We start from the raw sequence: 12,343 nt of genomic DNA, 5'->3' as shown, positions 1-12,343 counted from the left end.
AAGCGGGCGGGCGCCCACGCTACACGGAGTCGGCCCGCTTCGGAGCCGCCCTGACGTGGGCGCGTTCGCCCTGCTTGCCGACGAGGCTGAGGAACTCGACCGGCCCTGAGCTGGTGGCTCCGAACCAGTGCGGGGTGCGGGTGTCGAACTCTGCGGCCTCCCCGGGCTCGAGAATGAGGTCGTGCTCTCCGAGGACGAGCCGGAGCCGACCGTTGAGGACGAACGCCCAGTCGTAGCCCTCATGGGTGCGCAGCTCGGGCTCGGCATCGTCTGATCCGGCAGGGAGGATGAACTTGTAGGCCTGGATGCCTCCCGCCCGTCGTGTCAGCGGAAGGATCGTCCGCCCGTCGCGGGTAGGGATCGGGCGCATATTCACGCGCGGGTCGCCGGTCGGCGGGGCGTCGACGAGTTCGTCGAGAGTGGCTCCGAAGGCGCGTGCCAGGGGCAGCAGCTGTTCGAGCGTGGGGCGTCGGTGGCCGGCTTCGAGCCGAGACAGTGTGCTGATCGAGATTCCCGTCTCGGCGGCAAGGTCACTCAACGTGATGTCGCGGCGCTGACGCAGCTGCTTCAGCCGTGGCCCCACGGCATCGAGAGTGCGATTCATCGGATCATCCATGACCCTGAGTTTGCCATTCGGAAAATCCAATTGCAATACCGCTCAGGTCTCGTCATGATCGGAACATCCGGGCGCCAGAGCGGCGGTCCCGGAACGATCGGGAGGACGAGATCATGGCAGAAGACACCGACGCGCTCCGAGACGTCGTCATCATTGGAGCAGGAGCGGCAGGACTGAGCGCCGCACTGACCCTGGTCCGCGCACGTCGGGCGGTGACACTCGTCGATGCGGGACAGCCCCGCAACGCACCGGCAGAAGCGGTCCACGGGCTGCTCGGCCACGAAGGCATCCGCCCCGACCGGCTGCTGGCGCGGGGACGTGAGGAGGTCCGCGGATACGGCGGGGAGATCGTCGATGACGAGGTCATCGGCGTCACGCGTGATGACACCGGGTTCACACTCACTCTGCGCGGAGCCGGTCCGATCAGGAGCAGGACCCTGCTCATCGCGACCGGGCTGGTCGACGAGCTGCCCGCGATCCCCGGGGTGCGCGAACAGTGGGGACACGGAGTGCTCCATTGCCCGTACTGCCACGGCTGGGAGGTCCGCGACAGCCGCATCGGAGTGTTGGTCACCGATCCGATGGCAGTCCACAAGGCGTTCCTGTTCCGACAGTGGAGTGCGAATGTCATGCTCTTCGCCGGCGACCACAGGCTGACCGAGGACGAGCAGACGAAACTCGAGGCTCTCGACATTCCCGTCATCGACGGCGGCATCGACAGTCTCGAGATCGTCGAGGACCGCCTCACTGGCGTGCGTCTCGACGACGGGAATGTCGTCGCCGTCGATGCCGCCGTCGTGGCCACGCCGATGGTCGCCCGATCAGAGCTGTTCTCCGGCATCGGCCTCGAACCCACCTCGCACCCGGCCGGCGCGTTCATCGAGACCGACGCCTTCGGACAGACCGCGATGCCCGGAGTCTGGGCGGCCGGCAACGCCACCGACATCGGCGCTCAGGTCAGTGGAGCCGCGGCCGCAGGAGCGCTCGCCGCCCAGCACATCAACTCCATTCTCATCAACGAGGACCTCGACTTGGCCGTGGAGCAGCTGGAGGCTCGCCGAGCAGGAAGGGTCGGCTGATGACGCACTCATTCGACAAGGACTACTGGGAAGGCACCTGGAGCGGAGAGCGCGGGGCGATGATGAGCTCCGGGGACCCGAATCCGCACCTGATCGACCAAGTCAGCGAACTCGAACCGGGAACCGCGCTCGACGCAGGTTGCGGAGCCGGCACGGAAGCGCTCTGGCTCGCGAGCCAGGGGTGGAATGTCACCGGCGCGGACATCTCCGACACGGCCTTGGACACGGCTCAGGACCGGGCTGCGGCCCTCGGACTGGAGCGCCACATCCGCTGGGTCCGGGCAGACCTGTCCGCTTGGCAGCCGGAGACCCGGTTCGACCTCGTCACCACCCACTACGCGCACCCGGCGATTCCGCAGCGGGAGTTCTACGACCGGATCGCGTCCTGGGTGGCACCGGGCGGAACCCTGCTCATCGTCGGCCACCTCCATCACGACCACGGCCAGAGTCCGAAGAACCACAACCACGACGAGCACGGGCATACCGCGCCGCCGGTCGAGGCCTCAGCGACCGCCGCCTCCATCACGGCCCGCTTCGACCCTGACGAATGGACGGTCATGACCGCCGAGGAATCCCGACGGACGATCCTCGGCCCCAGCGGTCACCCGACCACCGTCGACGATGTCGTCGTCCGTCTCACTTCCCCGGCTTCAGCAGCTCCGGCTCACCGAGCGAGAGCATGAGGCGATTCGCCCAGTTGAAGAACGCCGCGCAGCCGAGGACATCGATGATGTCCGCGTCGTCGAGCCCGGCCTGACGCAGCGTGGCAACGTGATCGGGTCCGAAGGACTGCGGGGTCAGTGTGAGCGCAACCGAGGCATCGACGACGGCATCCCACACCGGATCGCCGAGGCGGGACGTCGTACCGATGCCCTCATCGAGCAGCCGCTGCACGAGATCCCATCGGCCCGATTCCTCGGTGGCCCGATCCGCGTGGATCGAGGCGCAGAAGAGGCAGCCGTTGAGCCGCGAGGCCGCAGTGGCCGCGAGTTCGCGTTCGGCCCGACCCACACCGTCAGTGGTGTTGAAGAAGATGTCGAAATCGGTCAGCGTGCGCGCTTTCAACGCTGCCGGATCGCGGGCGAGGAGACGGAAATAGGGGTTCTTCGCCCGTCCCGCCTCGACAAGGGCATCACGTTGGGCATCGGTGAGATCCGCCTCGGCGACGGGGGCGATCCACGGCACCCAGCCGAGCCCGGCCTGCTGGAACAGCTCGGGCCGTTTGAGAGTCGGATGGGTCTTCACCCGGTCCCCGACGTGGCTCAGTGCCCGCTCCACCTGTGCCGAGGTGGAGGTGTCGTCCGACGAGCCCGGAGTCCGAGGTGCGGGAACGTCCGGCGTCGGAGTCGCACTGGTCAGTGCTGCCAGACCGGTGCTGATGCGGATCTGGAAATTGAGGAACGACACGAGCTGGGCGAGGGTGACGATGCCGTCCTCGTCCCATCCCGCCTCGAGCAGGAGCGCGAGATGCCCGGGACGGCAATCGCGCGGATGGAGCACGAGCAGATGAGCGAATTCGAGTCCGGCCACAAGCTTCTCGCCGAGACGGTCCGCCGTCGCCTCTCGCGCGGCGAGCCACGGACCCGGGACGCTCTCCTGTGCCAGAGCCGAGGATTCGTAGATGCCGTACGGTCCGTGCACGCCGGACATCGCAGCCGAATCGGACTCGTCGTCCGGGCCGGGCCCCGCAGCCGCACCCGCAGTCGCGGTCGCATCGTCGAGGAGTTCGGCGACCGCCCACGACGCGGACTCGTCTTCATCGCGGAGCAGATCACGGTAGAACTCCTCGGCGCGCGGAGCCCCGAGCAGGCCTGCAGTGAAGGCAGCGACCGCGTAGCGGTCGCGGTAGCTCACTTCGGCCGGATCAGCCGGTTCGAGCAGCGCTTCGAAGCTCAGCTGTGCGTTCTCCTTGGCCTGGGCCCGGTGGTCACGGAGGGCATCGAGAGGATCGTCCGCGGCGATCCCCGCGAGGAGGTTGATGATGTCGGCCATCTCAGTGCACCCGCTCCTTGGTCACGGCGAACCCCAGGGCGGGGGCCACCTCGGTGGCGAGCAGTTCGATCGATCGCAGAGCGGTCTCATTCGTCGCCGGCACCGAATGCACCTGGAAACTGACGTCCGTGGCCCGGTCGAGAACGCGGTCACGGTGGAGCCGTTCGCTCACCTGCTCGGGCGTGCCGAGGAAGGTGTCGGTGGCCTCGAGGAGCTCGTCGAGGCTCAGCCCTGAGGTGCCATAGCCGACGAGGCGGTCGGCCTCGGCCCGCAGCGCCGGTTCAGTGATCTCTCGCAGCCGCGGCAGGTCTGCGGCATCGGCGACCACAGCAGTGCGGGAGGCGAGGATGCGCGGTTCGACCCCGTCGGGCAGCTGGGAGAGATAGGTGTCGATGACGGGCAGCTGCACCTCGTCGAGGCGGGCCCCGGGATCGTCCTGCGGGCGCGGCTGCGTCCGCGAGAGCATAAGCCCGTCCCCGGCGGCACCGGCCGCCCCGGCCCCGCCCGAAGAGAAGGTCGCCTGCCACAGTCGCCGGTCGAGATTCGCCCGGTCGGCACTCGAGGCGGGGTAGAGCCGGTGTGCGGTGGGAAGCGGCCCGCCGGCGAACAGGGTGCGCAGGGTCGCGAGATTGTCGGCGAACGTCTCCCGACGTTCCTCGAAGCTCGTGCCGAAGGCGGGGAAGGACTTCGGATTTCCGCCCGACCCCAGGCCGATCTCGAGCCGTCCGACCGAGAGTTCGTCGAGGACGGCGGCGTCTTCGGCCACACGGACCGCATTCTCCATCGGCAAGGTGATGATCGCGGTGCCCAGTCGGATCCGACGGGTTCGGGCGGCTGCGTGGGAGAGGAAGACGAGCGGGGAGGGGAGGCCGCCTTCGGTCGCGGAGAAGTGGTGTTGAGCGACCCAGGCGGAATGGAAGCCGAAGTCCTCGGCCGTCTCGATCTGCTCGAGGGCGAAGCGGTAGCGTTGCGCGGCCGGGGCGTCCTCGAGCAGGCGGGTGAAGAATCCGAGCTTCGGGCCCGTCGCCTGATGGTCGGTGGGGTGACTGGTCATGGGTCTCAGCTTTCTGCTGCCGTGGTGAGCAGGGTCGGGGTGAGCGGTCGATCGTCCGCGGGTGGTGAGTCCGACGACAGTGTCGCGGGACGGGGGATCGCGTCGAGCAGACTCCGCGTGTAGGACGTGCGCGGGCGGGCGAAGATCTCCTCGGTCGGGCCGGTCTCCATGAGATGCCCGCGCGACATCACGGATACCGTATCAGCGATCTGACGGATGACGGCGAGGTCGTGGGAGATGAAGACGTAGGTGAGGTCGAGCTGGCTCTGCAGATCGTCGAGCAGGGTGAGGATCTGTGCCTGCACGGTGACATCGAGAGCCGAAACCGCTTCATCGAAGACGACGAGCTCGGGTTCGACGATGAGGGCACGGGCGATCGCGACCCGCTGCAGCTGCCCGCCGGAGAGTTCGGCGGGACGGCGGTCGAGGAAGTCAGCCGGCAGCGCCACCCGGTCCATCGCCTCGGCGACGAGCCGGGGCCGGGAGGTGCGATCGCCGAGGCGGAAGTTGCGCAGAGGCTCTGTCAGGGTCGAGCGGATCGAATGCTTGGGATCGAGCGCGGAGAACGGGTTCTGATGCACGAGCTGGACGGTGCGCCGGAACTCTCGCCGCCGCTGCCGGGAGGGACGGCCCCGCCCGAACTCGGCGGCGTCGAAGTCGCCGATGCGCAGCTGCCCGGACTGGGGTGTGAGGAAACCGGCCAGGGCCTTGCCCGTGGTCGTCTTGCCCGAACCCGATTCGCCGACGATGCCGTGGGTGGTGCCGCGGGCCACCGTGAAGTCCACGTCTTCGACACCGGAGACCTGATCCCCGGTGCGGTCGAAGACGTGGGTGAGTGATTCGACGGAGACGAACGGGTGTGCAGACCGCGCGGCCGCCTCGGCGAGGGCAGGGCGGGCCTTCGTCTGCAGGGCTGGGGCATCGGTGATGAGGCGGGAGGCGTACTCGGTGGAGGGGTGGGAGAAGACCCGACCGGCCGGGCCCGACTCGACGATGAGCCCGCCGTGCATGACGGCGAGTTCGTCGGCTCGCTCCCCGGCGACGGCGAGGTCGTGGGTGATGAAGAGGACGCCCATCCCGGTCTCGGCCCGCAGCTGGTCGAGAAGGTCGAGGACCTGCTTCTGCACGGTCACATCGAGCGCCGAAGTCGGTTCGTCGGCGATGAGCAGGCGCGGGCGCAGTGCGATGGCCGCGGCGATGAGCACCCGTTGCCGCATCCCGCCGGAGAGTTCATGCGGGAACTGGTCGGCCCGTTTCTCCGGCCGGTCGATGCCGACCCGTGCCAGCAGCTCGATGACCTGGGCGCGGGCCTCTGCCCGGTTCGCACGACGGTGGATGCGCAGCGCCTCGGCGACGGACTTCCCGATGGTCTGCAGCGGGTTGAGCGAGGACCCAGGGTCCTGCGGGACGTAGCCGATCTGCGTCCCGCGCACACCCCGCCACCCGGCAGCGCCCAACGACAGCAGATCGAGATCGCCGAGGCGGATCCGCCCGGCCGTGACCCGCGCCGAGGACGGGAGCAGGCCGATGACGGCGTTGGCCGTCGTCGACTTCCCCGAACCGGATTCGCCGACCACGGCCGTCATCGAGCCGGGGCGGACCACGAGATCGAGCTCGCTCACGGCCGGGACGGAAGGGCCGCCTCGGTGGGTGTAGTCGACGGAGAGCCCGTCGATGCGCAGCAGCGAAGACCCGGTCATGATGTCACCTTTCGCAGGGTGTTGCCGATCTGATGGGTGGCGAGCACGATGGCCATGACCACGATGCCGGGCAGCACGGTCAGCCACCATGCGGTGGCCACGAAATTGCGGCCCTCGGCGATGATGAGGCCCCATTCGGGGGTCGGCGGCGGGGTGCCGTAGCCGAGGAACCCGAGTGTTGAGATCTGGAGGATCGCGGATCCGATCTGCAGCACCGCCAGCGACAGCACCGGAGAGATCGAATTCGGGAGGATGTGGCGGACGAGGACGGAGAAGAATGTGCCGCCGGAGCCGTAGGCCGCGGCCACGAAGTCGCTCGTGTTGATCTGCACCGCCTGGGAGCGGGCGAGACGGGCGAATTGGGCGATCGCCGTGACGCCGACGGCGATGGCCGCGTTGATCGTGCCGAAGCCGAGGACGACGACGATCGAGAGGCTGAGCAGGATCGCGGGAATCGACAGCAGCACATCGACGAGGCGCATGAGCACATCATCGAGCCAGCCGCGTCTGGTGCCGGCGATGAGCCCGATCGTCGTACCGAGGACCAATCCGACACCGACCGCCACGAGAGCAGCCAGCAGGGATTGGGAGGCGCCGTAGACGACGCGGGTGAAGGCATCGCGACCGGTCTGGTCGGTGCCGAACCAGTGCTCGAGGCTCGGTGCCAGCAGTGCCGGAGTGTCCCCGCCGTCGTTCGGATCGTAGTGGGTGAACAGGCCGGGGACGAGGGCCCAGGCGATGGCGATGAGCAGGACCAGCGCCGAGACGACGGTGGCCGGGGGAATCCCGGGACGCGTCCGAGCTCCGTGCACGCGGGCACGGTGTGGGCCGGCACCCTGACCACGAGTGAAGACATCGGTGATGCTCATGCGTTCTTCTCCTTCGTCTCGCCGGAGGGCGCGGGATCGGCATCCCAGTCGAGGTCGACGCCGACGCTCGCCGCGGTTGCCGTCAGGGCCCGTCGTGTGGGCCCGTCGTGACTGCGCAGGCTCCTGCTCACCGAGGCGACGCTGCGTTTCGAGCGCAGCCGGACGTCGATGATGGGATAGAGGAGGTCGACGATGAGGTTGATGATGACGTAGCCGAAGGTGGCGATGACGACGACGGCCAGCAGAATCGGATTGTCGCGGTGGGTCACCGCCTGGGCGGTGATGAGTCCGATGCCGTTGCGGCCGAAGACGGTTTCGGTGACCACGGCACCGGCGACGAGCTCGCCGAAGACGAGCCCGATGATCGTCAGTCCCGGCAGCACCGCATTGCGGGCGACGGTGTGGACGAGGAGCCACAGCTCGGAGGCGCCCTTCGCGGTGGTGACCTTGACGAACCCGGAGGCCTGCACCTCGGTGATGGAGCGGATGAGCACCTGGGCGATCGGAGCCGAGAGCGGGACCGCCACCGTCAGGGTCGGCAGCACGAGCGCTTCGGCGGGGCCGGCATCGACGACCGAGACGATTCCGAGCTGGAAGGAGAAGACCTGGCTGAGCAGGATTCCGAGCCAGAACACGGGGATCGAGATGAAGAGACTGGGCACCGAGTCGAGAACCCGACGCACTCGCGACAGCGGCCCGGTGGCCGGGCCGTAGGTCGCGAAGACGGCGATGAGTACGGCGAGGACGAGGGCGGTGACGAACCCGGAGATCGCGAGCACCGCGGTCGAGGGCAGGGCCGCGGAGATGATCGTCGATACGGCCGCGCCGGTCTGGACCGAATAGCCGAAGTTGCCGGTGAGGAATCCGGTCAGGCTGGTGATATAGCGTCCGAACCACGAGTCGTCGGCGCCGGTGGCCTCTCGGATCTCGGCGATCTGTTCAGGGGAGAGGCCCAACGTGGGATCGGCGAAGCGGGCGGTGACGCCGTCGCCGGGGATGAGGCTGAGCAGGATGAACGCCGCGGTGAACGCGAGGAGGAGGACCAGGACCGCTTGGCCCAGGCGGACGATGAGATAGCGGGTGTCGAGGATCATTTCTCTCCTGCCAGCCAGGTGCTGTAGAAGTCGGGCCGGCCCACGGGTTCGGTGGTGAAGCCGTGGACGCGGCGGCGGAAGGCGAAGACCTGCGGCTCCTCGAAGAACGGCAGCACGTAGGCCTGCTCGACGAGGTAGTTCTGGACCGCCTCGGCGGCCTGCTGACGTTTCTCATGATCGGGCTCGGAGGCCAGGGCTTCGAGGAGTTCGTCGACCTTCGCATCGATCGAACCGTCGGCGGCATCCGTGCGGTCGGCGCCGTTGAGGAAGACATCGCGGTTGACCGAGGAGTAGTTCGAGCGCAGGTTGTCGAAGTCGGCACGGGCAACCATCGAGTGGTAGATCTGCACGGTATCGAGGTCGAGGGCGTCGAGAGTCTGCTTCGATTGGTCGCCGGGGTTGATCGACAGGCGCACGCCGACGCGACGCAGCTGCTGTTGGATGAGGGTCTGGACTTCGTTCGAACGCGGCTGCGGCAGTGCGATATTCACCGTCAGGGCCAGCGGCTGCCCGTCCTTGACGCGGTAGCCCTGCCCGTTGCGTTCGCTCCACCCGGCCTCATCGAGGAGTCGGTTGGCTCTGTCCGGGTCGTATTCCCAGGAACCCGACTGATCCGTGTAGCCCATCGCGCCCTTGGCCAGCAGCCCGGTGGCCAGCGGGTAGTTCGGGGTGAAGAGCTTGTCGACGATCTCCTGGCGGTCGATGGCGGCGATGAGCGCCCGCCGGACGTCGACATCGGCGAGCAGATCGTGGCGGAAGCGGAAGTTGATGCTGTTGTTGATCCCGTTCGTCGCTTTCGCGAAGAGGCGCAGTCCCTGCTCGGTCACGCGTGACTCGTCCGGTGCCTGGACGTCGCGGACGCCGTCGGCCTGCCCGGAGAGCACGGCTCCGATGCGCACCGAGTATTCGTTGTTGACGAGGTAGTCGATGCCGTCGAGGTGGGCTCGGCCCTGATGGTCCAGGTGCGGGGGCGCCCAGTCGTAGTCCTCCCGGGCGCGGACAGACAGCTTCGTGCCGATCGTCTCGGCGGTGATGTGGAAGGGGCCGCAGGTGTGGATCTGCGTGGCTCCGCCGGGGCCGAAGCCTTCGGCGTCGAGGGTGAGGGTGGAGTCGGCGAGCAGTCCTGCGTTCATCGTCGAGGTCGCCTGGGCGAAGCCGGGGGACGGGGCGGAGAAATGGAATCGCACTCGGTGGTCATCAAGGACTTCGCTGCGTTCGTAGTTCGAGATCTGTTCGGACACCGGCAGGGTGCGTGACTCGTCGCCACGGCCGAAGAGGTCGAAGTTCCTCGCGACGTTCGCCGGAGTCAGCGGCGAACCGTCCGAGTAGGTCACTCCCTCACGGATGGTGAAGGTGTAGGTCCTGGCCTCGGCGTCGATCTCCGGCAGCTCGGTGGCCAGCCAGGGGTGCAGGTCGAGCGTCTCCGGGTCCTGCCACAGCAGGCGGGCGGAGATGTTGTTCATGATTCCGCCGTTGGGATAGAAGCCGACCGACGGCGGGTAGAGCAGCGTCCAGGTCTGCGGTTCGAAGTAGGTGAGCACCCCACCGCGCACGGGTTCGCCGTCCGCGAGGGAACCGGCGTCCCGTGGTGTGCAGGCGCTGAGGGTGAGCAGTGTGCCGAAACCGAGACCGAGTCCGAGGAGCGATCGGCGGTCGAGGTGACGCTGAGCGTGGCGCGTCGAGGTGGCGGGACGGTCGTCCGTCATGGAATGAGGTCCTTCGGGCCGGAGAGATGGAATTGCGAAACGTCAGTGTGATAGTTCAACAATATGCGGACGTTGCCGGTGCCATGGAATGCAGGCAGAGGCGATGTCCGGAGCGGGTCCCGAGGTGGAAGTGCATGGTTCGAGTTAAGCGCATCGTACTGATCGCGGTCAATCCGGGGCTTCATATTGAGACATGTTGAGCAATTCGGATTTCGACCATCAGGTCATCGTCGCACCCGACCCTCGAGAAGATGTTGAGCAATTCGAGGTTCGGGTCCGAATGAGGCACGCCGAGGATGTTGCGCGTCCGGAGCTCGTGGGTGGTACGCACCCGAGGCCCGGGATGCTGCTCGCTTGGTGGCTGGCCCTAAGGGTGCCCCGGCGACGATTCGCACGGCCCGCGCCCTCTTCGGCATTGCCCTCGACGTCGAAGCGGGGGAGACTGAGGGTCTACGCACTCATTTGAAAGGTCCGGGTGGATCATGGACGTTCCGAACACCATTCCCGCTGAACTCGACCACCTCATCATCACGGTTCCCGACCTGGAAGCCGGGGTCGCCGCCGTCGAGGAAGCCACCGGTCTGCGTGCTGTCTCCGGCGGTTCGCACACGGGGATGGGGACCGCGAACTTCCTGCTCGGTCTCGCCCCCGCGCACTGGCCGGACGGTGCCCGCACCTACCTCGAGATCCTCGGGCCCGACCCGCAGCAGGAACCGCCCGCTGATGGGACGCTCCCGCTCGACGCGCACCTGTCCACGGGGCTGACCCTGCAGACCTGGGCCATCCACCCGCGGGCCTTCCTCGCAAAGATCGCGGCCGCGAACTCCGCCGGAATCGACTTCGGCGAGGTCAAGGACATGGCCCGCGACACCGCTGACGGCGACCGCCTCGAATGGCGACTGACCACCCGCTCCCCGCTCCCGCACGCAGGTGCGCAGCCGTTCCTCATCGACTGGGCCGAGTCGGTTCACCCCGCCGAGGCGGCCCTGCCCACCCTCGAACTCCTCGAGTTCCATGTGGAATCCCCGGAACCCGAGGCGGCCCGGCAGGTGCTCGAGGTGCTCGGAGCCGGCGACGCCGAAGTTCTTGAAGGACCAGAGTGCCGCCTGCGGGCGAAGCTGCGCGGCCCCGGCGGTGTCCTCGAGTTCTGATTTCGCCGAAACACAAGCGGAGCGCCGAGACACAAGCCGGGCGTCGAAACTCAAGCCGGGCGTCGAGACACGGGATGAGCGCCGAAGCACTGCCGCGTGCACGCGTGTTTCGGCACTCAACCTGTTTCTCGACGAGGCGGCGGCTAGACTCGCATGCGTGCTCAGTCGAAACCGCCTCGCCTCCCGCTCGCACCTACGCGCCCTGACCTCCCTTGCCGCTGTCTCGCTGCTCATCGGTTTGAGCGGTTGTGCGCCCGCCGCAGACGAGGAGACCCGGCCGACCCCGAAGGCAGCCGAGACTGCCGTGGCATCGCCCGGCCCGAGTGACCAGACAAGCGGCCAGGCGAGCGACGACCCGACGGAGTCGCCTGCGCCGACCGAAACCGCGAACGTCGATGACGCCGGCGCGGCAGGAGTCAGCGAAGACGACATCGACGCTCACGGCAGCGGGAAATGGGATCGACCGGCCGAAGAGACCGGACTCAACCGCGACGGAGGCAAGACCTTCAAGGTTGCACTGCGCGTCGAAGACAACCTGCCCATCGACGTCGACGAAGCCGGCGACTTCATCATCAGGACCCTCCAGGACGAGCGCGGCTGGCAGGACATCGACGATGTCTCCATCGAACTCGTCGACGAGGGGCAGGACACGATGATCTCCATCGCCAGCCCCGACACCGTCGACGAAATGTGCCTGCCACTGCGCACCCTGGGCAAACTCTCGTGCCGCAACGGACCCAATGTCATCCTCAACGCCAAACGCTGGGTCGCGGCCACCGAGGAGTTCGATGACATCGTCCAGTATCGGCAGTACCTCATCAATCACGAGGTCGGACATGCACTGGGCCATGGTCACGAGTCCTGTCCCGGCCCCGGGGAGGCCGCACCGCTCATGCAGCAGCAGACCAAAGGTCTGCAGGGCTGCGAACCCAATGGATGGCCCTCGAAAGGCTGAGTGCGTCTGAGGCTGTGCTGCCGCTCCGTGGTGAAGGCGACTGCCGCTCCGTCCGACCGTCCGACCGTCCGACCGCGTCCGCTCCACCCGGCCGCCAGCCCCTCATCGGGGCCGTGGCGGCGTGTGA

11 protein-coding genes are annotated in these 12,343 nt (G+C 67.7%); 4 read left to right on the top strand and 7 right to left on the bottom strand.

Going from position 1 to position 12,343, the window contains the following annotated elements; all coding sequences use genetic code 11:
• Positions 1-19: 19 nt before the first annotated feature.
• The gene (locus ACSE4D_RS04380) at positions 20-616 is read right to left on the bottom strand and encodes a helix-turn-helix domain-containing protein (RefSeq protein WP_426936579.1); all 597 of its coding nucleotides are present in this window, start codon (positions 614-616) and stop codon (positions 20-22) included.
• A 113-nt stretch (positions 617-729) separates the two neighbouring features.
• On the opposite strand from ACSE4D_RS04380, the gene ACSE4D_RS04375 reads away from it, so the two are divergent.
• Both ACSE4D_RS04375 and ACSE4D_RS04370 read left to right on the top strand, forming a co-directional pair.
• Positions 730-1,695 (top strand): NAD(P)/FAD-dependent oxidoreductase, encoded by a 966-nt coding sequence (locus ACSE4D_RS04375; RefSeq protein ID WP_426936578.1) that lies wholly within the window; start codon positions 730-732, stop codon positions 1,693-1,695.
• A complete protein-coding gene (locus tag ACSE4D_RS04370; protein ID WP_426936577.1) occupies positions 1,695-2,378 on the top strand; it encodes a class I SAM-dependent methyltransferase in 684 nt (227 codons plus the stop codon). Before ACSE4D_RS04375 ends, ACSE4D_RS04370 begins: the two co-directional genes overlap by 1 nt.
• On the opposite strand, the gene ACSE4D_RS04365 is transcribed toward ACSE4D_RS04370, so the two are convergent.
• Genes ACSE4D_RS04365 through ACSE4D_RS04340 form a run of 6 tightly spaced genes read right to left on the bottom strand, consistent with a single transcriptional unit; the run spans position 2,332 to position 10,110 of the window.
• Positions 2,332-3,687 carry an alkylhydroperoxidase domain protein gene (locus tag ACSE4D_RS04365; RefSeq protein ID WP_436326693.1) on the bottom strand — a complete coding sequence of 452 codons (1,356 nt, stop codon included), beginning with the start codon at positions 3,685-3,687 and terminating at the stop codon, positions 2,332-2,334. The genes ACSE4D_RS04370 and ACSE4D_RS04365 overlap by 47 nt on opposite strands.
• A 1-nt stretch (position 3,688) precedes the next feature.
• The gene (locus ACSE4D_RS04360; protein ID WP_436326692.1) at positions 3,689-4,741 is read right to left on the bottom strand and encodes a putative FMN-dependent luciferase-like monooxygenase; all 1,053 of its coding nucleotides are present in this window, start codon (positions 4,739-4,741) and stop codon (positions 3,689-3,691) included.
• Between the two features lie 5 nt (positions 4,742-4,746).
• A complete protein-coding gene (locus ACSE4D_RS04355; protein ID WP_436326691.1) occupies positions 4,747-6,441 on the bottom strand; it encodes a dipeptide ABC transporter ATP-binding protein in 1,695 nt (564 codons plus the stop codon).
• Entirely contained in the window at positions 6,438-7,310 is an 873-nt protein-coding gene (locus tag ACSE4D_RS04350; protein WP_425119311.1) for an ABC transporter permease, read from the bottom strand. Before ACSE4D_RS04350 ends, ACSE4D_RS04355 begins: the two co-directional genes overlap by 4 nt.
• Positions 7,307-8,404 (bottom strand): ABC transporter permease, encoded by a 1,098-nt coding sequence (locus ACSE4D_RS04345; protein ID WP_135810895.1) that lies wholly within the window; start codon positions 8,402-8,404, stop codon positions 7,307-7,309. Before ACSE4D_RS04345 ends, ACSE4D_RS04350 begins: the two co-directional genes overlap by 4 nt.
• A complete protein-coding gene (locus tag ACSE4D_RS04340) occupies positions 8,401-10,110 on the bottom strand; it encodes a TIGR04028 family ABC transporter substrate-binding protein (protein WP_135810894.1) in 1,710 nt (569 codons plus the stop codon). Before ACSE4D_RS04340 ends, ACSE4D_RS04345 begins: the two co-directional genes overlap by 4 nt.
• A gap of 482 nt (positions 10,111-10,592) precedes the next feature.
• On the opposite strand from ACSE4D_RS04340, the gene ACSE4D_RS04335 reads away from it, so the two are divergent.
• Complete coding sequence (locus ACSE4D_RS04335) at positions 10,593-11,261, top strand: VOC family protein (protein ID WP_425119312.1); 669 nt, start codon at positions 10,593-10,595, stop codon at positions 11,259-11,261.
• A 157-nt stretch (positions 11,262-11,418) separates the two neighbouring features.
• Positions 11,419-12,216, top strand: coding sequence for a DUF3152 domain-containing protein (locus ACSE4D_RS04330; protein WP_135537326.1), 798 nt, complete (start codon positions 11,419-11,421; stop codon positions 12,214-12,216).
• The last annotated feature ends 127 nt before the right edge of the window (positions 12,217-12,343 follow it).

The sequence above is a fragment of the Brevibacterium sp. FAM 27836 genome, from assembly GCF_051351055.1.
Classification (GTDB): Bacteria; Actinomycetota; Actinomycetes; order Actinomycetales; family Brevibacteriaceae; genus Brevibacterium.
The sequence above is the reverse complement of the archived record's forward strand: the minus strand, read 5'-3'. Positions and strand labels throughout refer to the sequence as shown.